The sequence below is a fragment of the Nostoc sp. 'Peltigera membranacea cyanobiont' 232 genome, assembly GCF_002245985.1.
Lineage (GTDB): Bacteria > Cyanobacteriota > Cyanobacteriia > Cyanobacteriales > Nostocaceae > Nostoc.
Genome location: NZ_NOLK01000071.1, coordinates 1 through 25,226 on the forward strand (window position 1 = coordinate 1; position 25,226 = coordinate 25,226).

The window sequence follows — 25,226 nt, forward strand, 5'->3', positions numbered from 1 at the left end:
GATATAGGTTTAGGGTATCTGGTATGGATCGTTGGGTATTAAGAAAACTTTTTTAGTCTCTAGTCCCAATTCCCAGTCCCAATTCCCAGTCCCAATTCCCAGTCCCGAGTCCCCAATCCCTAGTCCCTAGTCCCTATACGTCGTGGGTAGCTTTACCACTAAACTTTAGTTGTGATGGATTGGGATTTTGCCCAATGCTGCGTGGGACATAACGCACTTTTTCACGACCTTCATTCACTTTTTCGGGGAACACACCATCAGCTGGGTGAAGTAAAGTGGTTTCTCCGTTGGGTAAAATCCGGTAAACTTTGTAATCTGTAATTTTGAGTTTTCGGAGTTGCTGACCGCCCAAAGCGATGCCATATTCTTTACGAGCTATATACAGCAGGTTTTCACCTTTCCGCATAGTAGCAGCACCACCTGTAGGTAATTCAAATACCTGCTCTTTCGGGCTAGTCCAAGTGATAGCGTACTTTTCTTCCACTTCTGCTTTCTTTAGCAAGCCACCAGTGCTGCCAGGAAATAGTGGGGTTTGTCCAGAGAGTGTTTCTGCCATAAAGATGATTCTCTCAACGTTTTTAGGGAATCCTAACATTGCAACCAGGGTCGTGTTGTGATCGCGTTATAGACTGTAACAGTTTTTAGTGTTTTAGTCATTTGTCCTTTGTCATTTGTCATTTTTTAAAAGCCAATGCCCAATGCCCCATGCTCAATGACAAAGGACTAATACCTATTTACTCTTGACTTTTGCCCGCTTTTCCTCATGGCTATTCTGAACAATCGGGATGGTGAAGTGAAACTGGCTACCCCGATCTTTGCCAGTTGACTCTGCCCAAATTTTTCCACCCCAGCCATTAACAATTTGACGACAAATAGCTAAACCAAGTCCAGTTCCGCCAGTGGTGCGGCGTAGCGCTCCCTCTTCCTGATAGAAGCGGTCAAAAACGACTTCTAAACGATTCGGCTCAATACCGCGTCCAGTGTCAGCCACAGTTACCTCGACCATTTGATGGCTGTTGCAAATCGCTTTAATGGTGATTTCTCCTTCAGAGGGCGTAAATTTACAAGCATTGTCCATGAGTTTTGCCAGTACCTCTACTAGCCAATCACCATCAGCCCTAACCAAAGGTAGGTTTTCGGAAATTTGAGTCTTGATTTTGGGTGGTTTTTCCGTTGAGGAACGGGGGCGATTGCGACTGAGTGCTAAATCCACACACTCTTGTAAAGTGAGAGATTCTGGATGCCATTGCACTCTACCGCTTTCTAAATTGGAAAGTGTGAGGAAATCTTGTACCAATTTTCGCATCCGTTCTGAGTCAGAAAGCGCAGTGTTGAGCATAATCTGCTGCAACTCCAAGGGCATATCTGGCTCACTAGCGAGGCTTTCTAAGCACACTTGAATGGTAGATAGGGGGGTACGCAGTTCGTGCCCAGTGATGGCTATCAGGTTACTGCGAGTGCGGTCTAGGGCTTCTAGCTGTTGGTTCAGTTCTTCTAGGTTGGCGTAGGCTTCCGCTTGGATCAGGGCTGCTCCTACTTGGGTGGCGATCGCTTCTACCAAATCTAATTCCCCAGGTTGGCACTCGTGCGGTGGCATTCGGCAGTAGTGCAATTCCACAATGCCCAATAATCGCCCCTGATAAAATACTGGTTCCATCAGCCAAGAACGAATGGCAAACTTTTTGGCAATCAAGGAAAGTCCTGGGGAATTGTTCACCCGAGGGTCATTTAGTGTATCGCTAATACAAACACCCTCGCCTTGTTGCACAATGTCCTGAAAGAGGGAATTTTTCTCTAATTCCCAAGTTTGCCCACGAACCGATAAAATACCAGGATTCAAAAACTCGTGTTCAATGATGGCTTGGCTATCTGTGGCTTGAGCGCGGTAAATTAGACAGCGACAAGCTTCTAGGTGTTGTCCTAATTCTTGTGCCGCCACTTGGAGAACTTCATGAGGATCGAGCGATCGCCGAATCGCAGTACTAATTGAGTTGACTAATCGTTCTTTTCGTGCTTGGGCAGCAATGGAACGGTAGGCTTTGTGCAATTTGTACTGACTAGCTTGCAAATAAGTTACTAAGCGCTGCACAAAGGGATCTGTATCGATGTCACAAGCATATTCGTTAAACTGTTCTGCTCCAGAGTTGCTTCGCGGCTGTCCGATGCCAAACCTCTGACGGGCCTCCTCAATTTTATTTGCCAGTTCGGGTCTGTAAACCAAAATCCTGTCTAACAGCAATTCGGCTGCTTTCAGGCTAACTCCCCTTTCCGATGTCCAAACTCCCTCAAATCTTCGGGCTGTATCTATATCCAGATTAGGGCTTAGTTCTGGTAGTTGCTTGTTTTTAGCAATAGAACCAAGGCTTTCTCGACAAACGAGACAAGTCGCATAATTGTCAGCAATCACTACCAAATGCCACTCATGACTTAAACCGTCCTTTGGTTCAAAAGCGATCTTTTCGTAGTATTCCGAACTGTTGGTAAAATCCGTTTCTGGAGCAGATAATACGTATATTTGATTACTTCGCAAGGCAAGTCGCTGATAGCGATGAGCTTCTTGGCGGTAGAATCGCTCTCGCTGAAAACTAGCAATTACAAGGGGTTGGGCTAAAGTCGCAGCCAAAACTTGATCTTCCATCGCGTGGGAGAGCGCCGTTAGTGAAGCCTTAAAATATAGCTGGGGCCGCAAGTATGGTAGGGACTTTAGCAGATCGCTCAGCACAGAAGTCGAAATGCTCATGAATTATTGTTAAACGCTCAACCTCAATCAGATCCACGTCACAGCTGCATTGTACAAATTCCAAGGGACTCTCAAGTTAAATAGAGAGTTGCAATATGTAAAGAACGCTAAAATGCGCTTTTCGCCCAAGCAGGCGCAACATTTTGTTACCAAATTTATTTGTTGATTGACAACCTACTACGCTCAATATACATTCTTGACTAACTTGGAAATATGCTTGCACAGCTAAAATCTGGCAAATCTAAGTACCAAGATAATTAATTATTGTATTTTTTCAACTTTGTTTTCATAAATAACCACCGATGATTGAGACTTCATGCGTTGGCATAGACCGTCGTAGACATAGCCCACTTGAGATTCATCCCAACTAAATAAATTTTCTTACCCAAAAACCATTACTGCCGTATAATTAAATCCATAATTATTGATTAAAGTAAATTAATCAATTAGCGATCGCAAATTTGTCTAATTAAACACCACAGATATTCAAGACAAAATCATATAATAGTTTAGGGAAGAAATACTCATCTTTACCCAATAAGAAGCGGAAATTTCGCATTTTCGCTGAGTATATTATATATATCGGATCTTGAGAAAATTCAACGACTAGAGAATTATCTAAAAATCCCAGCTTCCTGTATTCAGTTTAGACTTATACAATATAAATTTATAAATATTTACTTCTATGGATTTGAGTGCTGCTATTTTTTCAGCAGTACATAAGAATTATTTTGGCTAGAATAGCTCAAACAAGTTTTTAGAGAGCGAATTTTTTCTCCAAATACCACAAAAATCTACAACCTGTACACGGAACTTTGGCTAATGACACCGGATACGCTAATGACCCCGGAAAAAATTTTCCTGGATGGAAAAACTTTTATTCCTGCCGAACAATTACCTATCCCGGAGTGGCCTTGTGTTGTGAGTGAAAGATCGCAACCGACACTGACGGTTAAAGATGATGATTTATTTTTTGTGACAGATACTATCGGGAATATTTCTGGCTGTTCCCTCAACGATGGCAATCCCAGTATGGGACTGTTTTGTTGTGATACAAGATTTCTGAATCGCTTGGAGTTGCAAATTGAAGGGCGATCGCCTGTACTTCTCAGTAGTACTGCCGAAAAAGGGTTTTCCCTCTCAGCTTTGTGTACTAACCCCAGAATCGACGAACGCCTCAGAGCCGAAACTATCGGAATTCGGCGAGAAATAGTCCTCAATGGCGCACTATTTGAAGAAATAGAGATATCTAACTACAGCACAACAACTGTCAATTTTGAACTAAGCCTTAGCTTCGATGCAGATTTTGTTGATTTGTTTGAAGTCCGGGGTTATGACAGAGAAAAACGAGGTAGGCTTTTACGGCTAGTAGAACCGACGACGGAAGAAGGAACATTTTCTGTCGTCGATGGCGTTTCATCAGTACCCAAAGACCCATCAACTTTTAGGGAAGAATCCTTAACACTTGCCTATCAAGGTTTGGATGGATCTGTTATGGAATCTCGGATTTTATTCCAGCATCGGCAACCAGACTATTTCAAGGGTTACACTGCGGTTTGGCAGCTAGAGTTGGCTTCTCACGAAACCCAAAAACTGGGTTATCGGGTGAATATGTTGAAAAATAACCAATCTAGTTCAACCGTAAGCGCCGCCACTACATTAGGACAGGCGAAAGCTGCTGAGTTGATGGAGGAGCAAAACTGGGTACAGCAAATTACCCGCATTAGCTCAGATAAAAGCACCTTCAATCGAGTGATTGAGCGGGCCGAGCAAGATATGTATTTGTTGCGCCAGTCTTTTGGTAAGCATAAGACTGTTTCGGCGGGAGTGCCGTGGTTTTCTACGCTATTTGGGCGGGATTCGCTGATTACAGCTTCCCAAACCCTGATGTTAAACTCGCAAATCGCCAAAGAGACTCTGATATTACTGGCGACATACCAAGGTAAATTCGACGACGAATGGCGCGAAGAAGAACCGGGTAAGATTTTGCACGAGTTACGTTTGGGAGAAATGGCTCGTTGTCAAGAAATTCCCCATACACCATACTACGGTACTGTTGATGCAACTCCCCTGTGGCTAATGTTGTATGCCGAACATTATGCTTGGACTCACGATCAAGAACTCTTAGAGCTACTTTGGCCCAATGCTCTAGCAGCAATGGAGTGGATCGATCGCAATACCCAACAAACCAGTTACCTCAGCTACTTCCGTAAATCTAAACGCGGTCTGGTTAACCAAGGTTGGAAAGACTCTGGTGACTGTATTGTAGACCACAAGGGAGAATTAGCTAACGGCCCAATTGCTCTTTGTGAGGTGCAAGCTTATGTCTATGCTGCAAAAATGCGCCTTGCAGAAATAGCGAGGATGAAAAAGCGCCTTGATTTGGCAGATCGTTGGCAAGAAGAGGCTAGAAGTCTCAAGGTTCGTTTTAATCGAGATTTTTGGGTGGAAGACCAGGATTTCTGCGCCTTGGCTTTAGATGGAGATGGCAAACCAGTAGACAGTATTACCTCAAATCCTGGTCATTGTCTGCATTTGGGTCTTTTCACCCACGAAAGAGCCTATAGTGTAGCAGAACGATTGCGAGCCCCAGATATGTTTAATGGTTGGGGCATTCGTACCCTGAGTAGTTTGTCACCCGCTTACAATCCAATGGGTTATCACACTGGTTCGGTTTGGCCCCATGATAACGCTCTGATTGCAATGGGATTGCGATCGCTGGGTCTGATCGATCAAGCCTTAGAACTTTTCCAAGGTTTATTCGATATGACTAGTCGGCAGCCTTACCAACGTCCTCCAGAACTATTCTGCGGTTACGAACGGAACGGTGATAATGCCCCTGTGCAGTATCCAGTTGCCTGCACTCCTCAAGCTTGGGCTACTGGTAGTGTCTTTCAACTGCTGCAAATGATGGTCAACTTAGTACCTGATGCTCAAAATAACTGCTTGCGAATAATCGACCCCGCTTTACCAGAATCGATTAATCGCCTGTCATTTCATAATTTGCGAGTCGGCCCCACCATCCTCGATTTAGAATTCGAGCGTTCTGGGACTACGACTGCTTGTCGCGTTGCCAAAAAACGGGGCAATTTGCGAGTAGTTATCGAAGCATAGAGAAAGTAGGGAGTGGTGAACAATCTACTCCCGATTTTATAATTGGTGCGTAGGCGTAGCCCGTCGTAGACATCGCTCTAAGCATAACCTGAAATTCAGCACAGGGCTTTTTGCTACCATCCACTCCAACGTAGTGTTATTTTGCTTCATCGCTAGTGTGTAGAGTTCTCAATAATTGCTCTGTAAGCTCGATCAATTCATATACAGAATTTTGCGTAAGTTCTGTAGTTTTGAAGCCATGAGCAATAGGATTACGTAATAGGAGTGCATTCATTAGTAACTGATACTCAGATTTTGAAATTACACCTTCAATTGCTAATTGCTTCACTAAGTAGAGTGGATCAAATCTTTGTAAACTTAGCTCTTCCTTTTGGGCAATAAGTCTCAAAGTTGCTTCTACCAAAGACCAAGAATATAAGATAGCTGATTCTGGATGTTGCGTTGTAAGTTGCCTTGCTACTTGCAACTGTGATTCTATTTCATGTTCTTGAAGAGAACCTTCTGCTTTCAGAGAATACATTGTATCCTCCGGGTTGGTCATTACTAATTCAAATCTCCAACCAGGATGTTTTTCTACTGCTTTAGCTAAATTACCTAAGTATTGATTAGAAGAAGATTTAAGTGAGGAGCGTGACTTCACTTCAATAACTACATTTTCTTCTCCCCGACGTACTATCATGTCGGGCCGATAATTATTAAGAAAGTCAGGCAAGTCTTCTATATTTGGATGAAAAAAAACTTCGTAACCCTTTTCACGGTACTCCTCTGCGAGTTTCAGTAATCGCTCTCTTTCTAAGTTTGCGGTTGAATTTGCCATCAAGTAACTACCTCCTGGTTAGGAGCATCAATTATGACAATATGTAAGAACTCATTGCCACGGGCAAAGCCTTCTGCCAATATCGGAGTCATGTTTTCTATTCTAAAGTTACCTGACAAATTCCTCTTTCTAACTACGAGATCGCTTACTTGTTTATCATCCTCGTAGGCTAATCCTTTAATTGCATCTTGAATAGGCTTCACTATATTGTCTACATCCATTTGATCGGAATCATAGAAATAGGTTATTTGGAGCATAACCAACCCAGTAGCTGTTTTTTGTTCCGAAGACCAATATTTTTCAGCTTCTTGTCGCACTGTATTTTTCCAAGCTTGAAGCCGATTGCCTTTACCACGCTTACGAGCCTGTTGTGATACTGGTGGCCCATCTACTATGAACTCAAATCTGGTCAATGCACTTCTAAATAATAGATCGCAGGTTGTTCTATGCTAGTAACCTACAAGCAGGTAACTCCTGCTAATCATAACAGAGGAATACTGCTGCCATTATTAGCTGTTGCTGGGTCGCTCATTAACTTCGTTGAGTGCTTCACGAATTATTTCATCACTTACACCATGCCGTTTCAGGCTCTCAATTAATGTAGAAACAGTATCACCCTCAAGTCGCTCAAGATCAACTCTCAGTCCTTGTCCGATGTAAGCACGAACTAATGGCTGATAACCAGAAAACCCTAACAATGGTGCTACTCGCTTCAAATCCTCAATTACATCTTCGGGAATGCGAATTGTGATTGTCGTCATTGGACGACTTTTATCAAGTCGCTTTTTTAATACTTCAGCTTTCATAATATTCACGTTCCTTGCGCGTCGCTTTCCGAGCCGAAAGGAAGGTGACACCGTTAAGCACGAAAAAACATCCATACCTTATAATCTAGGCAAGATGTATTTACGTTGTCAATAAGCTTTGTTGTAAAAACTTTTAACTTACCAGCCTACCGATGCGATCGCCTCAAATTCAAAAATGGTAATAAATTTTTGCTAAAAAAAGTTAAGGATGTAAAAACAATAATCATATACACCCAAACTGCTAACAGACGCGATTAATCGCGTCTCTACGTTATGCTTCTTCAGAATTATCTCTTTTATGTCCTGGGGATGCTTCATAAAGTGCATCAAGATGTTGACGCGCATCTTCAACGTTAATCGAACGCATTACCAAAAGCGGCTCTTTAATTAAGTTGCCCGCGCTATCTAATAACTCTGGATGGGGTACAAACCGTTTCTTCGATGAATAATAACCGTAGTTACCTTGATTATTCATTGGCGAGGAATTTGTTGGGTAAGTTCGCTCCCGATCGAAACTGAACATAATCAGGTTACGAATTAAGTTGCCAACAGCCATAAATGCAAGGATTGTAAAAGCAAGAATGTAAAGCAGATGTAACATTGGATTTTCCTCCAGAACAGCAATTTTTAAAACTTTATTTTGTAATTCTTTGTTTCGCCGATACTGTGAGTTACAGTTAAGACGAGCATTCTAAGCACTTTTTATGCGCTTACATCTATATGGAGCTATTTGTCAACCGTTATTCCACTTACGGTAACATAGGATACATTATTTTGTTAATCTAAATAATGTTAAGAAATTGTTAAGCTTTTTTTACTATCTCTGTGATGACTGATTTAGGGTCTTGTCGTTAGATGTTGGTAAGTAGTCTGCGGAAATTTAACAGATGCTCCCATCTATTTAGACTTCACGCCCTTGACGAAAGCGCATTGCCACATTCCAGCATTCAGTTACTAATTGATGCCAAGGCATTAATGTTGCCATATCAATCCCGACTTGTTTATCGGTAGCAGTAAATAGCATCTTTGCCGTACTTAGTTCATCTTGCGCTTGTTTAACACGTAAGAGCAAGTCAGATTGTTCTTGGTCACTCATAAATGATAACTGCTCAGTTTCGAGTAAATGGCGCGATCGCATAAACCAATGCTGAAAATCTTCTAGCAGAGGTTCTAAAACCGTTTTCAGCAACTCAGTCCCTGGTAAATTTGAGTCTGACATAAATGAGAAGGATATTTCCAACTTTCTTACTAATATTAACGTTATTTACGTTTCTTAATATTATTTTTATTTATTTTCATCTCATAATTTTGAAAAACGTAACAAAATGTAACAAATAACACAGATTTTATTATATAGTCTTGCTATTTGGTTTGTACAGTTCCTTTAGTAAGTATCTATATATATCGATGTTGCAATTTATCAGATAACTTAGCGATGTCTACGACGGGCTATGCCTACGCCTCGAATCATGAATTTACCACTCAGCTAACTGATTAAAATTATCCCTGGCGAGAAACTAATTCGGGAGTTGGAAGATAAAGCTGAAAAAAGCAAAAACCAAAGTCGTTATAGTTGAGTAAGCCTACAGATTCAGATAAATCACCTTTTGTAATCACCTCGCCAACGGTTCAGCAGCCAATGTCGCCAAATTCATCAAATCAATCACAACAGTCAGAACAAGTTGAAAAAATCTATTTACCGCGTACCAGCGAATCGGAGAACTTAAAAAAGATTCGCCACACTGCTTCCCATGTAATGGCAATGGCGGTACAAAAGCTGTTTCCCAAGGCGCAAGTTACAATCGGCCCTTGGATTGAAAACGGTTTTTACTACGACTTCGACAGTCCAGAACCATTTAGCGAAAACGATCTTAAAGCCATCAAGAAAGAGATGGTGAAGATTATCAATCGCAAATTGCCAGTAATTCGGGAAGAAGTCAGCCGAGAAGAGGCTGAACGTCGGATTCAGGAAATTAAGGAATCTTACAAGCTAGAAATCTTGGCAGATATCAAAAACGAACCAATCACGATTTACCACCTGGGGAATGAATGGTGGGATTTGTGTGCGGGGCCTCATCTGGAAAATACCAGCGAATTAAACCCGAAAGCAATTGAACTAGAAAGTGTTGCGGGTGCTTATTGGCGTGGGGATGAAACTAAAGCCCAATTACAGCGCATCTACGCCACCGCTTGGGAAAGTCCAGAACAACTCGCTGAATATAAGCGACGCAAAGAAGAAGCGCTACGCCGAGATCACCGGAAACTTGGGAAAGAACTGGGATTATTTATATTTTCCGATCTAGTAGGGCCGGGTTTACCTTTGTGGACACCAAAGGGTACTCTGTTGCGGAGTACTTTAGAAGACTTCCTCAAGCAAGAACAGGTAAAACGGGGTTATTTATCTGTAGTAACACCTCATATTGCCAGAGTAGATTTATTTAAAACCTCTGGACATTGGCAGAAATATAAAGAAGATATGTTCCCTTTAATGGCAGATAACGAAGAAGCTGCTGCACAGGAACAGGGCTTCGTGATGAAGCCGATGAACTGCCCTTTCCATATCCAAATATATAAGAGTGAGTTACGCTCTTATCGGGAACTACCGATGCGACTGGCGGAATTTGGTACTGTTTACCGTTACGAACAATCAGGCGAATTGGGCGGTTTAACGCGGGTGCGTGGTTTTACTGTAGATGATTCTCACCTGTTCGTCACCCCAGAACAGCTAGATAGCGAATTCCTCAGTGTAGTGGATTTGATTTTGTCGGTGTTTAATAGTCTGCAACTGAAGAACTTTAAAGCTAGACTCAGTTTCCGCGATCCTGCTAGTGATAAGTACATCGGTTCAGATGAAGTTTGGGACAAAGCCGAAGGTGCAATTCGCCGTGCAGTTGAAACCTTGGGGATGGAACACTTTGAAGGGATTGGAGAAGCTGCATTTTATGGGCCCAAACTTGATTTTATCTTTAGTGATGCCCTAGATCGGGAGTGGCAATTAGGAACTGTACAAGTAGATTACAATTTGCCAGAACGCTTTGAGTTGGAATACGTCGCTGAAGATGGGGTTCGCAAACGTCCAGTGATGATTCACCGTGCGCCTTTTGGTTCACTGGAACGGCTAATTGGGATCTTAATTGAAGAATATGCGGGCGATTTCCCTTTGTGGTTAGCGCCAGTGCAAGCTAGATTACTGCCAGTGGGTGATACACAGCTAGACTTTGCTAAAGATGTGGTGGCGAAGATGAGAGGGTTGGGTATCCGTGCAGAAGTTGATACCAGTGGCGATCGCTTGGGTAAACAAATTCGCAACGCAGAGAAAGAAAAAATACCCGTGATGGCTGTGGTAGGAGCGAAGGAAGTGGAAACCAACACCTTGAGTATCCGTACCCGCACCTCTGAGGAATTGAGAGTTATCCCTGTTGATGAGGTGGTGGATAAGATGAAAGATGCGATCGCTAAGTTCGAGAATTTCTAAAATCTAACCTTGAGAATTTCTAAAATATAACCCCAGACGCACACTAATTATAATTGGTGTGCGTTTTGTCTAGCTGGTAGGTTTTGGCAAAGGTGCGATCGTAACGTATTTAATTATCAAAGACTCGTTAACGGAGTTCAGAGGTGGATTTATCCAGTTCAAATACTGACTTTAATTTTCACTTTTCATGGGATTTGGAAGGTCAGAAAGTATCACATATAACAAAAGTTTTCTCAATCACCGCACCCAAGAAAACTTTCCGATTTATTCAAGACTGATAGCATAGATTTAAAGACTTGTGGAATCTGCTCTTCCTAAACAGACTGGACTTGCATCAATTAATGTCAATAATTTTTGACTAAACATTATGAACCGCTTTACCTCTATTTTGCTGGCTGGCTTGATAGCATCTGCATCAGCTTTAGCTATTTCTCCAAAAGCTGGGGCTAATACACCAGCGTCTTATCTTGCTGAGTTAGATAACTACAGCTATCAACGCAACGATGATGGTAACTACGAACGTCATAGTCGTCACTACAGAAATGGTGATTATGACCGCCAGAACGACCTTCGCAATGTTGGTAACAACGATCGCCGCAATGACCGCGACTATAATCGCCGCAATGACCGCGACTATAATCGCCGCAATGACCACGACTATAATCGCCGCAATGACCGCGATAATAATCGTCGCAATGACCACGACTATAATCGTCGCAATGACCGCGACTATAATCGTCGCAATGACCGCGACTATAATCGTCGCAATGACCGCGATAATAACCTTCGCGACATTCGCGATCGTAACTTTCGTTATGAGCGCGATCGCAACTGGGGACGTGGTTAATCCCTGTGCCGATCTATCAAGCTTAGTTCTAAGTGAACTGAGCATTGATTCTACTTGGCGGTAGGATTAGACACAATCTCTTTTTCCACTCATTCCAATATCTGACTTTTCACTCTTATCTAGAAAACGTCGCTTCTATTCCCTAGTAAGGAAGCTTGCTCAGGGGTTAACTTTAGCATTAGCTTTTCTACATGACGTGAAAAGTCAGGATATTAGATGCGTGGGAGCAGGGTGAGACGAGGGAGTTAAAATTTTAAATTTGAGCTTCTGAGGCTCAACGTCCACCTTCTGAGGCTCAAATTTTTACTCTCCGGCTCCCCGATCAAAGAAAAACTATATGTAAATGCAGCTTTGTTAGGGACGAATAACAGTTAATGAAAAGACTAGACCGTAATTTGGCTAAACCATTTAAGACAATTTTTACTGAACACCGCGTACTTTGGGCTGTTTTACTCCTTAGTGCAGCACTGGTGCTAACGTTAGCGCTATCGCTTTCTCAAGGAGCAGTACCCTTAAGTATGTCGGAATTTTGGCAAGCCATACTTCACAAAGGCGATCCGGTTAAACAGACAATTCTCTGGGATTTACGTCTCCCGCGCATTACGGCGGCTCTCATTGTTGGCGCAGCTTTGGGAATGTCAGGAGCATTACTGCAAGGAATGTTACGTAATAGTCTTGCCGATCCATTTATTCTGGGGATTTCTGCGGGTGCTGGATTAGTTGTGATTCTGATGATTGTCTGGCAAATATTCCCGATCGCAATTCCTTTAGCTGCGTGGATAGGAGCAATTTTGACTTCTGCGATCGTTATTTTGCTCGGTCGCGCGGGGTCGGGAATTTCGGTTGAGCGGTTAATTTTAGGCGGAGTGGCAGTGAGTTCTTTATTTGGCGCTGTACAAACTACATTACTGCTTTTAGCTGAAGACGGTCAAATTCAAATTGCACTGAGTTGGCTGGTTGGTAGTCTCAATGGACGCGGTTGGCAAGAAATTTCGACGGCTGGCCCTTACATTATTGTTGCATTAATCGGGGGATGTTTACTGGCGCGATCGGTTAATGTGCTGGCTTTGGGAGATGATTTGGCTGTGGGTTTGGGGGTTTCGTTGACGCGATCGCGCCTGTTAATTGGTGGTGTCGCCACTCTCTTAGCCGCAGGTGCAGTCAGCATCAGTGGCTTGATTGGATTTGTTGGTCTTGTTGTCCCTCACGGTGTCCGCCTCATAGTTGGTACAGATCATCGCTTTGTTTTGCCACTTTCTGCCCTTGCAGGTGCTTGGTTACTAACTTTTGCAGATTTACTCTCTAGATTAGGAGCAGTTGAACTACCAGTAGGTTCCGTCACCGCGTTGCTGGGTTCACCGTTATTTATCTGGTTACTTTATCGTCGTTCTGCTGGATTTAATAAATTTTGAGTCCCTCGTCTAAGTAGGTTGGCTCAAATAAACCTAACTATGTAACGAAATATAAAATTGTCTAAACTCTTGTGATTGCTTCACTTCGCTTCGCTCCGTTCGCAATGACATAGTTATAAATTTTCACACCCACTTACTTGTATTTAAATAGACGAGGTATTTTTTATTTGAGGCAATGTCTAATATCATGTCCTCTATATTGCATGTCTACACATTTATTTATGAATCCAAAGATAGTTTCTTGGATTCATAAATGTTTCAATTATTTACTTGCATTTATGCCAATTACACCCACAATTATTAAGGCGATTGACAAAAGTTTGATAAGTGTGGCAGATTCCCGAAACCAAATAATACCAATCATCGCAATCAGAACAGTTCCTAATCCAGCCCAGACGGAATAAGCCACACTTACTTCAATTCTCTTGAGAGCAAGGGTCAAACAACTAAAACAAAGTCCATAGAAAATAAATATTAAGACTGAAGGGACTATTTTAGTAAATCCTTCTGATAGCTTCATACAAGTTGTGCCTGAAACCTCAAAAAGGATTGCGGCGATAAGGTAGATCCAACTACTTGACATATCTTTTGTGAGGGTTTTGTTAACAGTCTTTTATTATCTCTATGAAAGCAAAAAAATACAACAGGCTTCTTTAATATTATTAATTAAGGAAATACCTTAATTATGAGAAATCCATCTCTTCTACTTGATTAACAAATCGAACTTATACTCAATATCAATGAGTTATAAAATCCTATATTAATCATATTTTATTTTTAAAAAAATATAAGTATCTGTAGGGTGTGTTAGACGGAACGTCGTAACGCACCATAAGCTTGAGATGGTGCCGTACTCTAATTGCTAACGCACCCTACAGGGATTTCAAAAATCAAATACTAGTCCTATATCTTGGTTCGCATATAATTATATATTTTTAGATTGCAAGTCTTTTTACTCGAATTTACCGAACCCTACTAGTTCAGATTACCACACATTTATAATAGTGATACTTCTGGGTCAGCAATCATCATCAATCAAGTGATAAAAACCGAATTCACACTACTTTTATTTTTAAATACTATGAAAACAAGGAAACAAATTCTCAATTAGTTGAACAGCAAAGATACTGATTATACGAGGTAGAAATATGACATTAGTACGTTGGAACCCCTGGCAAGAATTGAACACAATACAACGCCAAATCAATCGTTTATTTGATGAAGATACTTTGCCATCGGCATTTTTGGAGAGAGGTTTATCTAGGATTTCTGCTGCTGAGTTAAAAGAAACTGAAGATGTAATTCATCTAAAGCTAGAACTTCCGGGGATTGAAGCTAAAGACCTGGATTTGCAAGTTACAGAAAATTCTGTGTACCTCAGTGGTGAACGGAAGTCTGAAGCGAAATTTGAAGATAAAGGTGTAATCAAGAGCGAATTCCACTACGGTAAATTCCAACGTGTAATTCCTTTACCTGCCCGGATTCAAAATACGAACGTCACAGCAGATTATAAAGATGGCATCTTGAACCTGACGCTACCCAAAGCTGAAGAAGAAAAGAACAAAGTCGTCAAAGTTAATCTAGCACGATCTGGCTAATTTCCTCATATCTGCTAGCTATTGATTAAACCAAATAAAAAGCGCTCTCCAAAAGGGAGCGCTTTTTAGTGTGAATTACTTAGCCCATAAAGCTTTCTTAGGAAAGTGCAAAATTTGAAATCTTCTAGAGTGTGTTCTTGCCGAAAGTCCGGCATTACCTCAGATTTGAGGTGCGCTAGAACGAATGTTCTAATGCACCCGGCAAAACTTGCTCTTTCTTAAATCCACCTTTCTTACTTAACCGTTAAGCTCATCTTCTTGATGGGTTTGGATTACACAGTCAGAAGTGGGCTTGGCAACGCAGGTAAGAACCCATCCTGCATCTATTTGTTCGTCGTCTAAGAAGTTTTGATCCGATTGGTCAACAGTACCTGAAATCAGCTTACCGGCGCAGGTTGAGCAAGAACCTGCGTTACAGGAGTAAGGCAAGTCCATCTCATTTTCTTCGTTAGCAATCTCTAGAATGTAATCATCATCAGAAACTTCAATTGTTTTTTCTTCATCTGGAGTCTTTAATGTGACTTTATAAGTTGCCATGTAACAATCCCTAGTTAAATGTGAACTACATTGTTGATCCTACGGGTTTATGTGCTACTAGTCTAGAGTTAAATGTGGTAGATAAAAAGAGAGAGTGGGGAGTGGGGTAATACAGAATCTTCTAGATTCTTAAGGGGTTAGTGGGGCCAAAAACTCTCTACTGAAATCATAGAGACAAAAATGTTGCGATCGCTTCTGCAAATCCCTCAAATGAACTATAATCCCTGGACACGATGGAAACATTCATACCCAACTTCCGCGCATTAGCAGTTGTATAAGGGCCAAAACATGCAATAATGCAACGCTCATAATCGCTTTGCGAGTTGACCATTGTCAAAAAGCTTTCTACTTCTGCTGTACTACTAAAGGCGATGACATCGATTATTCCTTGACGCATTAAGTTTAATTCAATACCGTAGATGCTTTTGTCTAAGCCCTGCGTGATATATGTGGGTACGCGAGTTACTTCTATGCCTAATTTCTGCAAATCTGTAATCAAATTGGGTACGATATCAGGTTCAGGCAAACCAACAACTTCTGGGGCAGGGATCAGCACTTTTTTTTCGTGAATTTGCGGAAGTTTCGCTAATTCTGCCACAATTCCGGCTGGGCTAGATTCTGTTGGGATTAAATCAACCTTGCCACAAAAAGACAATAAGCTTTCTGCGTCTTTTCCCAAAGCACATAATTGACATTTTTGCACTACAGATACAGGAATATTTAAATCATTCATCCGGTGAAAAAATGCAGTGATGCCATTTCTACTTGTGAAGAGAATCCAATCAAAATCGGCTATCTGGTTTAGAGCAATATCTAACTTAGTGTAGTTGGATAAATAGCAGGTTTCCACAGTAGGCATTAAAACAGGTAAACCACCTTTTTTGATGACTTGTTCAGATAACCTGTAAGCATAATTTCTCGGTGCTGTTAATAAAATTCTCTTGTTATATAGAGTTAATTCTTTAGATGGAGTGAGCAGGTTAATTTCTGTTGATTGAGCGTGCATTTGTTTATCTGTCATTTTATTTGCGATCGTTGCAATCCGCAGATCCTCGACTTCTTAAAGAAGTCGGGGATCTCGTTCCTGTTGTTTCTGTGCGTTTGATTCAGAATTGCTATATAAACCTAGCCATTTTTCTAGGGTGAATTCTCCCCATTTTTCCGATGTCATCTGTGTGTAGAAAACGGCACGATATGAATATCTAAGAACGTTTACGGAAAAACTTTATGTCTTCATTACTGGCTTTATCCAACAGTTTAGCTGACACCGTAGAACAAGCTGGGAGTGCTGTAGTTGCAGTTAATGCGGGTACTCGTGTCTCTCCAAGTGGCATTCACTGGCGGAATGGCATCATTGTTACCTCTGATGAGTCGATCCAGCGCTATGACGACATCACTGTTACTCTATCAAATGGTAGCACTGCACCAGTAACACTCATTGGTCATGACTCTAGCACTGATATTGCTGTTTTTAAACTAGAAAACGTAGAAACACCTGTAGCAAAAGTTGGCGATGCCAAAACGCTGAAAGTCGGTCATCTAGTGCTAGGACTGGCAAGAGGTAGCGAAGGTGATTTAAGGGCGGCGATGGGTGCGGTGAGCGTGGTTAGCGGTGCTTGGCGAAGTATGAGTGGCGGAAATATTGACCAATTCATCCGCCCAGATATCACCCTTTACTCTGGTTTTGCAGGCGGGCCGCTGGTAGATGCTGCTGGTTTTGTGGTGGGGATGAATACATCGGGGCGGCGTGGCGTTGCTCTGACAATTCCTACTGCTACAGTCGATCGCGTGGTTGACCAATTAGTAGCAAAAGGACGCATTTCAAAAGGCTACTTGGGTGTGGGAATGCAACCTGTACGTTTACCAAAGAACCTGAAAGCTTCTCTGAATTTAACTTCTGCAACTGGGGTAATTGTCGTTAATGTTGAGCCTTCCGGGCCTGCTGAAAATGCAGGTGTGCTACTTGGTGATGTTTTGGTAACGTTAGATGGCGTAACTGTGGGCGATACAGGTGATGTGCTAGCACTGCTTAATAATAGCGATCGCATTGGTAAAGCTGTCAATGTCCAAGTTGTCCGGGGTGGAGTGTTAATTGAGTTAGCGATCGCAGTTGGCGAACGACCTACTAAGGAAGAATAATCTCTATTTGGGATGGATTTTACTAGCTGTGTCAGATTTATCTAAATTTTCTATTCATTTGAGCTTCTGAACTCGGAACTTTGACCTTTTTACTCGGACGTTGAGCTTCTGAACTCGGAACTTTGACCTTTTTACTCGAACGTTGAGCTTCTGAACTCGGAACTTTGACCTTTTTGCTCGAACGTTGAGCTTCTGAACTCGGAACTTCGACCTTTTTGCTCGAACGTTGAGCTTCTGAACTCGGAACTTCGACCTTTTTGCTCGGACGTTGAGCTTCTGAACTCGGAACTGTCAGAATTTTCTTTCCAAAGTTGGGTTGACTAATATCTTGCAACAGTCTCAATTATCCCAACCCGACTAAAAACTATTGTCAGCCCATTGATTCTACTTTGACATGCGGGAAAATTGTATAACATGGCAAACACAACATTAACTAACATCACTGCTGAATTGACAGAGGTAGCTGATAAACTACGCCTACACACTGTGAAAGTGAAAAGCGGCTCTCTGGGAGTTGGTTCTGGTGTAATTTGGCAATCTGACGGACTAATTATTACTAATGCCCATGTCGCAACTAGCAACCGTGCAACTGTGGAATTGGCAGACGGAAGGGTATTTGATGCGGTGCGAACACAATTCGATCCACAGCAGGATTTAGCAGCCCTGAAAATTGTCGCTACTGATTTAACTGCTGCAACCATTGGCAATTCGGAAGCGCTGCGAGTGGGTGAATTAGTTTTGGCGGTGGGTAATCCCTTTGCTGAAACTGGTGCTGTGACAACAGGGATTATCTATGGAAATAATTCACAGGCTGTAATGGCTGATTTGCAATTGTATCCTGGAAATTCTGGGGGGCCGCTTGCTGACTGTCTCGGTCGAGTCGTGGGAATTAACACTATGATTGTTAATGGTTTAGCTGTAGCAGTTCCCAGCAAGACTGTTGAGCGTTTTTTACAGAGAAATAATCGTCCGCAACTAGGAGTTACACTACAACCCGTACTTTTAAGTAGGCGTAGCTTGGGTTTACTAGTATTGTCAATTTTACCTGGTGGTGCGGCGGAAACTGCTGGTGTGCAAGTTGGCGATATTTTAATTGGAGTTGCGGGGCGATTATTCACTAGCATGAATGATTTAAGCAAATATCTCCATGACAGTAAAGGATCTGTGCCGCTACAACTCTTACGCGGTAAGCAGCAATTCGTGATTTACCTTGAGGTGCATTCTGGAAAAACTGCTGTGGAGGCAACATGATCCGAGTGATGGTAGTTGCCACTTCCCCTGTAGTGCGGGCAGGGTTATCAGCTGTGGTGACTACCAATCCTCGGCTGACGGTTGTGGGGAGTGCATCCGATTTGGATGTATTGGTAAGGGAAATTGAGCAATTATCACCAGATGTAGTGTTGGTAGATTTGAGTAGCAATCTTCAACAATCGGTGTGGGAAAAATTGCTGCTGATTCAAGAAAAGCAATACCCATTAGGAACGATCGTCATTGTTGAGGAACTCGACAGCATTGATTTAGAGACGGCATTACGTTCTGGTATTCGGGGGATATTGCCCAGTACTAGCACAGAGTTAGAAATTGTCGCGGCTGTGGAGGCGATCGCTTTTGGTTTAGTAGTACTGCACCCGGATGCTGTAGAATTACTGTCTATCCGGGAAAAAGTGGTAACGAATCCCGTACAAAGTTTGACACCACGGGAGATAGAGGTTTTAGGAATGCTGGGATCGGGGTTAGGGAATAAAGCGATCGCTAAACGCTTACATATTTCTGAGCATACCGTCAAATTTCATCTCTCATCCATTTTTCAAAAGCTCAGTGTCTCTAGCCGCACCGAGGCTGTTGCTGTGGGTGTCAGGCTGGGTTTGATTCTGCTGTGATCTTTCCTCACTAGAATCTGATGGAATTAAATATGCATTATCCAGAACCCTTATAGAGATGTAGCAGTGTTACGTCTCTACATTTTTTGTCTAATCAAATGATGACATACAGCCTTCAATGAGGTCATGGTGTATGTATCACATTTGATTTATCACCTATATGAACATTTTAATGCTCTCTTCCACCTTTCCCTACCCACCAACGCGCGGGGGAACCCAAGTCAGGACATTTAATTTACTTAAGTATCTGAGTCAACGCCATACTATTACCCTAGTGACTCAACGCGAGGGCGATGTTACAGACGCAGAAGTAGCAGGATTACGCGATTGTGTCGATCGTCTAGCCATTTTTGAACGCCCGCCAGATTCGGGAACCACCGGAATATTGAAGAAAATACAGCGATTTGGGAGATTTTTGCAACAGGGCACACCGCCAAGCGTACTTAATCGCTACTCAGTAGAGATGCAAACATGGATTGATAACTGGGTGGAAGCGGGGAAATGTGATGTAATTACCTGCGAACATAGCGTCAATGAAATTTATGTGCAGCCACATTTTCAGAAACAGCTAAAAACCATAGTTAATGTTCACAGTTCTGTTTATGCTACCTGTCGTAACCAACTAGCAACCAGCATTTCAGAAAATTCCCTTAGAGACAAAATTAATCTCCCACTTTTGCGACTTTATGAGCAAAACTACTGTGCTAAGTTTTCGGCAATTGTCGCGACAACAGAAGAAGATAAAATTCAACTACAAGAGTTTAACCCCAATAGTGAAATTAGTGTTATTCCTAATGGCGTAGATTTAGTTTCTTTCCCCACCCGGATCGCCGATCCGGGTGGACATCGCTTAATTTTTATTGGTGCAATGGATAATTTGGCAAATATTGATGCTGTCTGCTTTTTCAGTAACGAAGTATTGCCAGAAATCCAAAAACTTTATCCTAATACAACTTTTGATATTGTTGGTTCTCATCCAGTACCAGAAGTTTTAGCACTTGATAAAAAACCAGGAGTTAATGTGATTGGGCGTGTGCCTTCGATGGTTGAATATTTACATAAATCTACCATCTGTGTTGTACCTATGCGGACTGGGTTTGGGATTAAAAATAAAACTTTAGAAGCAATGGCTGCTGGTGTACCGATAGTGGCTAGCGATCGCGGCTTAGAAGGATTAGCTGTAAATGTTGCTAGTCAACCATTACGAGCGTTGCGAGCGAATAAACCGACAGAGTACATCACCGCTATTAGTCAACTATTCGATCGTCCACATCTGCGTTCGCAATTGTCTCACAACGGCAGACAATTAGTAGAAACAGAATTCACTTGGAATATAGCTGGTAAAAGCTATGAACAAGTTTGTTTTGGGAGAACCCTATGCGTCTAGATAAGTTCTAATTCCCATCTGGGACAAATGTGTGTAGAGACGTTGTAATGTAACGTCTCTATATTGGTAGTGTAAATTATCTTATCTAAATCGGATTAGTTGTTAGTTCACTTGTAAAAAAGCACGTCAATTACGATCGAACTTAGTCGAAGCACCCAAGACAAGTAATTTCTTATGCTTACGTTTATTCTTATTTTTGAGAGTAGTCAAATAATTATCAACGTAGCGAAAAGCAGCTGCACCATCGTAATCAGCAATAGCTATAGCCTGTAAGAAAACCTTTGAAGGAATTTCAAACGCTAAAAATTTTTCTGTTAAAATCAACAAATCTTTATCTGTAGCGGGAAAAGTAGTTTCTTCTGTCTCTTCTGGCTCAAAGAAGATATCTTCAATTAATGCTCTGTACATTTTGTACCTCCCCAAATGCATAAGATGCAAAGCCTGTGATAAAGTTTAGCTGCTGATCGCGAGTTTGTAAGTTAACTGGGAGTTCAGTACCAGGACATCCTATTTCCCGTAAAATCTCCAAACAATAGGCACTGAGTTGAGTGTATGGAGCTTGCTCCAATTCTTGAGCTACCTCTAGAGCCATCTCCAGATTGACTTGGATAAACGTCGTTACAGGGTTGGTCATAAACACGCCCTAATAAACTGGATGCTCTAAGTTTTGATCGCAAGTACGAATAGCGTAACGGTGTTTTTGCGGAATTTATGAAGAGGGGAAAATAAAATATCAGCGCATTTGCGGTAATGTATCCGAAATTATGCAAACAAGGCTGAAATATCAGTAATTTCCATCTGGGTGCGATCGCTGTACTACAAAACGTTGGCGTACCCTTTTGGGGAAGGAAGTGTCAAAGACAAGCGATCGCTCTACCCAAATAAAGTATAAATACTTATGATATCACAATTAGTACAAAATAAATGTCAATACATCCACTATTTTGTGCCTTCACAACTTGCTTGCTTATGTTAGGTGTAATATCTAATCTGTTTACTATATTTATTCCTATATTTTTACCGATCCCCTCACCAACTAAGATTTTAAAGCAATTTCTCAGTTTTTGTCTTCACATTAAACACATATTTTATTCATTAAATAATATTATCTGTAGTGTGCATTATCTCTTCTTTTATTGAAAAGATAAACTTTTGTAACTTATACATTGACAGAGAAACCAATATAACCAGAGATGGGTTTTCCTGCTTCCAATTAGATTTATTGATTACCTTTTGTTGATACCTGGATTGGCTACGCTTCTGAAGCAACGAAAGGCTGAAACTACCTATCGATGTTGATTCACAAGACTATTGTTCTATACAATGCCTAAATCTTAATTTTATTGGTTCTCGATTTGTATGGCAAAACAACGCATTTTTTAAAACCCTGAATTGTTATATATTTTTCTTTTGTCAGAGATATAAAACAGGGTTAAGTATGTTTATGGTGATTTCATCATAAATTTATAATTCATCTCATTGTAATATGCGAATATTACAACGATCAAATAAATTTGATCTGCCAAACTATCCAAAACTATCAAGGTTATATATTATGTCCATTATTACGGGTACTCCTAACAATGACTTTTTGTTGGGAACTAGTGGTGACGATCAGATTTTTGGTCGTGGAGGCAATGACAATATCTCCGCAGGTCTTGGCGATGATGTCATTGATGGTGGAGAAGGCGACGATACGTTAGCAGGTAATGGCGGCAATGATACATTCAAGGGCGGTCGAGGTAACGATAGCATTGATGGCGGAGATGGCTTTGATACCGCAGACTACAGCAACTTAGGCAAAAGCGTCACCCTGTCAGGTGTAGGAACAATCACAAAAGCTGGCGGATTTGGCAAAGACCAACTCTTGAATGTAGAAACGGTAGTTGCTGATGTTACTGTTGCCAACAACACTATAGATGCGTCTCAATCTTTGTCTGGGGTAGCTGCTGTTGCCGACCTAGAAGCCCAAACCATCTCTGCTCTCAATGTTCCTGGTTTGGGGACATTGACATTTAATGTAGTTAACTTTGACAACGTTATCGGCACAATTAATGATGACAGCATTAAGGGCGACAGCCAAAATAACCAATTAACTGGTCTGGCTGGTAATGACGTAATTGATGGTAGAGGTGGTAACGACCTAATTGATGGTGGAGATGGCAATGACACGTTATTCGGTGGTACTGGTGATGACACATTTAAGGGTGGTCAGGGTTACGACAGCATTGACGGTGGGGATGGCTTTGATACCGCAGACTATAGCAAACTAGGTCAAACCATTACCCTCTCAGGAGTAGGGACAGTTACTAAAGCTGGTGGATTGGGTCAAGACCAACTCTTGAAAGTAGACAAAGTTGTTGCTGATGCTAAAGTTGCCAACAACACTATAGATGCGTCTCAATCTTTGTCTGGGGTAGCTGCTGTTGCCGACCTAGAAGCCCAAACCATCTCTGCTCTGAACGTTCCTGGTTTAGGAACATTGACATTTAATGTAGTCAACTTTGACAACGTTATCGGCACAATTAATGATGACAGCATAAAGGGTGACGGCCAAAAGAATCAATTAACTGGTCTTGCTGGTAATGACCTGATTGATGGTAGGGGTGGCAACGACCTAATTGATGGTGGAGATGGCAATGACACGTTGTTAGGTGGTACTGGTGATGACACCTTTAAGGGTGGTCAGGGTTATGACAGCATTGATGGTGGAGTTGGTACAGATACCGCAGACTACGGCAAACTCGGTCAAACTATTACCCTCTCAGGAGTAGGAACAGTTACCAAAGCTGGTGGATTGGGACAAGACCAACTCTTGAATGTAGAAAAGATTATTGCCGATGCTAGTGTTCTCAACAACACCATAGATGCTTCCGCATCTTTAGCTGGTGTATCTATCACAGTTAACCTACAAAGCCAAACTTTGACAGCCAATAATGTTCCTGGTTTGGGGACATTGCCATTTACTGTAGTTAACTTTGATGATGTCATCGGCACAAATGCAGGTGACAGCATTACTGGCGATAGCCAAAATAATAAATTAACAGGCAATGGTGGCAATGACACATTTAGGGGCAGTCGCGGTAACGACAGCATTGATGGTGGAGATGGCTTTGATACCGTAGACTACAGCAGCTTAGGCAAAAAAATTACCCTCTCAGGTGTAGGGACAATTACCAAAGCTGGCGGTTTCGGAACAGATACAGTCTTTAAAGTAGATAAGGTAATTGCTGATGCCAGTGTTGCTAACAACACTATAGATGCGTCTCAATCCTTGTCTGGGGTAGCTGCCATTGCTGACCTACAAGCCCAAACTATCTCTGCTCTTAATGTTCCTGGTTTGGGAACATTGACATTTAATGTAGTCAACTTTGCCAATGTCATCGGTACTGTTAACAATGACAGCATAAAGGGTGACGGCCAAAATAACCAATTAACTGGTCTGGCTGGTGATGACCTGATTGATGGTAGAGATGGTAATGACCTGATTGATGGTGGACTGGGTAATGACACCTTGATAGGTGGTGCAGGCGATGATACCTTCAAGGGCAGTAAAGGTAACGACAGCATCGATGGCGGAGATGGCTTTGATACCGCAGACTACAGCAAGCTAGGTAAAGCCATCACCCTATCAGGTGTAGGACAAATCACTAAAGCTGGTGGCTTCGGAACAGACACAGTTTTTAAAGTAGAAACAGTTATTGCTGATGCTAGCGTTGCCAATAACACCATAGATTCCTCACAATCTGTTGCTGGTGTATCTATCACCGCTAACTTACAGGAACAAACTATCTCTGCCCTTAACGTTCCTAGTTTGGGGACAATAACATTTAATGTACTTAACTTTGATAATCTCATCGGTACAAATGCAGGTGACAGCATTACTGGTGATAGCCAAAATAACCGATTAGAAGGTGGCTCCGGTAATGACACTATCTCCGGTGGCTTCGGTAATGACACCATCATCGGTGGACAAGGTGCTGACATTCTCACTGGTGGCTCTGGTGCAGATAAGTTTGTTTTCAACAGTGTTAATGATGGTATTGACACCATTACAGATTACAACTTTGGTCAAAGCGACGTAATCCAAGTTTCTAAAGCAGGCTTTGGTACTACTAATCTTAGTGACTTCTCCTACAACTCATTGAGCGGTGACTTGTCTTTCTTAGGAAATCAATTCGCCTTCATTCAAAATTCCTCATCCAATCTAACTATTCAGTTGGTCTAAAGTTACTGCGAGTTACAACTCCATAACAAGTTAAAGCTTTTTCAAGTTTGTTGTGGAATTACTGTCTAGTACTCAATCAACAACAGATTCAGCATGGTATAGACACGAGCAATTGTGTCTGTACCCATGCTAAAGTTGTGTGGCAAAAATGATGTTAGATTGGTAAAAATATTAATTGTATCAACTTTTAATAGCCAGTCCTCAAAAAGTTTTTGCAACATAACCATTAAACACAGTAGTTAGTTT

At 41.8% G+C, this 25,226-nt stretch carries 23 protein-coding genes; 10 read left to right on the plus strand and 13 right to left on the minus strand.

Features of this window, described 5'->3' with window-relative positions:
- Positions 1-133 precede the first annotated feature (133 nt).
- Entirely contained in the window at positions 134-556 is a 423-nt protein-coding gene (locus CDG79_RS22145) for a photosystem I reaction center subunit II PsaD (protein ID WP_094344052.1), read from the minus strand.
- 174 nt (positions 557-730) lie between these two features.
- Entirely contained in the window at positions 731-2,740 is a 2,010-nt protein-coding gene (locus CDG79_RS22150; protein WP_094344053.1) for a DICT sensory domain-containing protein, read from the minus strand.
- Positions 2,741-3,562: 822 nt separating this feature from the next.
- On the opposite strand from CDG79_RS22150, the gene CDG79_RS22155 reads away from it, so the two are divergent.
- Complete coding sequence (locus CDG79_RS22155) at positions 3,563-5,854, plus strand: amylo-alpha-1,6-glucosidase (protein ID WP_094344054.1); 2,292 nt, start codon at positions 3,563-3,565, stop codon at positions 5,852-5,854.
- 136 nt (positions 5,855-5,990) lie between these two features.
- Here CDG79_RS22155 and CDG79_RS22160 read toward each other — a convergent pair whose 3' ends face one another.
- The 5 genes from CDG79_RS22160 to CDG79_RS22180 form a co-directional block, all read right to left on the minus strand.
- On the minus strand, positions 5,991-6,671 hold the full coding sequence (locus tag CDG79_RS22160; protein WP_094344055.1) for a hypothetical protein: 681 nt from the start codon (positions 6,669-6,671) through the stop codon (positions 5,991-5,993).
- A complete protein-coding gene (locus CDG79_RS22165) occupies positions 6,671-7,084 on the minus strand; it encodes a RusA family crossover junction endodeoxyribonuclease (RefSeq protein WP_094344056.1) in 414 nt (137 codons plus the stop codon). The genes CDG79_RS22160 and CDG79_RS22165 overlap by 1 nt, the downstream gene beginning before the upstream one ends.
- Positions 7,085-7,180: 96 nt before the next feature.
- Positions 7,181-7,477: a hypothetical protein gene (locus CDG79_RS22170; protein WP_094344057.1), complete on the minus strand. Its 297-nt coding sequence runs from the start codon at positions 7,475-7,477 to the stop codon at positions 7,181-7,183.
- Between the two features lie 271 nt (positions 7,478-7,748).
- Positions 7,749-8,078 carry a DUF2973 domain-containing protein gene (locus tag CDG79_RS22175; RefSeq protein WP_094344058.1) on the minus strand — a complete coding sequence of 110 codons (330 nt, stop codon included), beginning with the start codon at positions 8,076-8,078 and terminating at the stop codon, positions 7,749-7,751.
- 300 nt (positions 8,079-8,378) lie between these two features.
- Complete coding sequence (locus tag CDG79_RS22180; protein ID WP_094344059.1) at positions 8,379-8,696, minus strand: DUF2605 domain-containing protein; 318 nt, start codon at positions 8,694-8,696, stop codon at positions 8,379-8,381.
- A 420-nt stretch (positions 8,697-9,116) separates the two neighbouring features.
- On the opposite strand from CDG79_RS22180, the gene thrS reads away from it, so the two are divergent.
- From thrS to CDG79_RS22195, 3 genes are all read left to right on the plus strand, one after another.
- Positions 9,117-10,952: a threonine--tRNA ligase gene (gene thrS / locus CDG79_RS22185; protein WP_094344060.1), complete on the plus strand. Its 1,836-nt coding sequence runs from the start codon at positions 9,117-9,119 to the stop codon at positions 10,950-10,952.
- A 367-nt stretch (positions 10,953-11,319) separates the two neighbouring features.
- Positions 11,320-11,799, plus strand: coding sequence for a hypothetical protein (locus CDG79_RS22190; protein ID WP_223278259.1), 480 nt, complete (start codon positions 11,320-11,322; stop codon positions 11,797-11,799).
- Positions 11,800-12,173: 374 nt separating this feature from the next.
- Positions 12,174-13,211: a FecCD family ABC transporter permease gene (locus tag CDG79_RS22195; protein WP_094344062.1), complete on the plus strand. Its 1,038-nt coding sequence runs from the start codon at positions 12,174-12,176 to the stop codon at positions 13,209-13,211.
- 262 nt (positions 13,212-13,473) lie between these two features.
- On the opposite strand, the gene CDG79_RS22200 is transcribed toward CDG79_RS22195, so the two are convergent.
- Positions 13,474-13,794, minus strand: a complete 321-nt coding sequence (locus CDG79_RS22200; RefSeq protein WP_094344063.1) for a DMT family transporter — start codon at positions 13,792-13,794, stop codon at positions 13,474-13,476.
- A 565-nt stretch (positions 13,795-14,359) separates the two neighbouring features.
- On the opposite strand from CDG79_RS22200, the gene CDG79_RS22205 reads away from it, so the two are divergent.
- Complete coding sequence (locus CDG79_RS22205; RefSeq protein ID WP_094344064.1) at positions 14,360-14,809, plus strand: Hsp20/alpha crystallin family protein; 450 nt, start codon at positions 14,360-14,362, stop codon at positions 14,807-14,809.
- A 237-nt stretch (positions 14,810-15,046) separates the two neighbouring features.
- Here the strand turns inward: CDG79_RS22205 and CDG79_RS22210 are convergent, their stop codons facing one another.
- Together CDG79_RS22210 and CDG79_RS22215 are read right to left on the minus strand one after the other, a co-directional pair.
- Entirely contained in the window at positions 15,047-15,346 is a 300-nt protein-coding gene (locus CDG79_RS22210; RefSeq protein ID WP_094344065.1) for a ferredoxin, read from the minus strand.
- A gap of 166 nt (positions 15,347-15,512) precedes the next feature.
- On the minus strand, positions 15,513-16,367 hold the full coding sequence (locus CDG79_RS22215) for a uroporphyrinogen-III synthase (RefSeq protein WP_223278260.1): 855 nt from the start codon (positions 16,365-16,367) through the stop codon (positions 15,513-15,515).
- A 206-nt stretch (positions 16,368-16,573) separates the two neighbouring features.
- On the opposite strand from CDG79_RS22215, the gene CDG79_RS22220 reads away from it, so the two are divergent.
- On the plus strand, positions 16,574-17,485 hold the full coding sequence (locus CDG79_RS22220; RefSeq protein ID WP_094344066.1) for a S1C family serine protease: 912 nt from the start codon (positions 16,574-16,576) through the stop codon (positions 17,483-17,485).
- Between the two features lie 37 nt (positions 17,486-17,522).
- Here CDG79_RS22220 and CDG79_RS22225 read toward each other — a convergent pair whose 3' ends face one another.
- Positions 17,523-17,819 carry a hypothetical protein gene (locus CDG79_RS22225; protein ID WP_189525083.1) on the minus strand — a complete coding sequence of 99 codons (297 nt, stop codon included), beginning with the start codon at positions 17,817-17,819 and terminating at the stop codon, positions 17,523-17,525.
- 80 nt (positions 17,820-17,899) lie between these two features.
- Here CDG79_RS22225 and CDG79_RS22230 point away from each other — a divergent pair, with 80 nt between their 5' ends.
- The 3 genes from CDG79_RS22230 to CDG79_RS22240 all read left to right on the plus strand — a co-directional run bounded on the left by CDG79_RS22230 (position 17,900) and on the right by CDG79_RS22240 (position 20,752).
- A complete protein-coding gene (locus CDG79_RS22230) occupies positions 17,900-18,736 on the plus strand; it encodes a S1C family serine protease (protein ID WP_094344068.1) in 837 nt (278 codons plus the stop codon).
- Positions 18,733-19,365, plus strand: coding sequence for a response regulator transcription factor (locus CDG79_RS22235; protein WP_094331624.1), 633 nt, complete (start codon positions 18,733-18,735; stop codon positions 19,363-19,365). Before CDG79_RS22230 ends, CDG79_RS22235 begins: the two co-directional genes overlap by 4 nt.
- Before the next feature lie 160 nt (positions 19,366-19,525).
- Positions 19,526-20,752, plus strand: coding sequence for a glycosyltransferase family 4 protein (locus CDG79_RS22240; RefSeq protein ID WP_094344069.1), 1,227 nt, complete (start codon positions 19,526-19,528; stop codon positions 20,750-20,752).
- Positions 20,753-20,878: 126 nt separating this feature from the next.
- Here the strand turns inward: CDG79_RS22240 and CDG79_RS22245 are convergent, their stop codons facing one another.
- Both CDG79_RS22245 and CDG79_RS22250 read right to left on the minus strand, forming a co-directional pair.
- Positions 20,879-21,160 carry a hypothetical protein gene (locus tag CDG79_RS22245; protein ID WP_094344070.1) on the minus strand — a complete coding sequence of 94 codons (282 nt, stop codon included), beginning with the start codon at positions 21,158-21,160 and terminating at the stop codon, positions 20,879-20,881.
- Positions 21,141-21,386, minus strand: a complete 246-nt coding sequence (locus tag CDG79_RS22250; protein WP_094344071.1) for a hypothetical protein — start codon at positions 21,384-21,386, stop codon at positions 21,141-21,143. Before CDG79_RS22250 ends, CDG79_RS22245 begins: the two co-directional genes overlap by 20 nt.
- A gap of 921 nt (positions 21,387-22,307) precedes the next feature.
- On the opposite strand from CDG79_RS22250, the gene CDG79_RS22255 reads away from it, so the two are divergent.
- Entirely contained in the window at positions 22,308-24,980 is a 2,673-nt protein-coding gene (locus tag CDG79_RS22255; protein WP_094344072.1) for a beta strand repeat-containing protein, read from the plus strand.
- Positions 24,981-25,226: the final 246 nt, after the last annotated feature.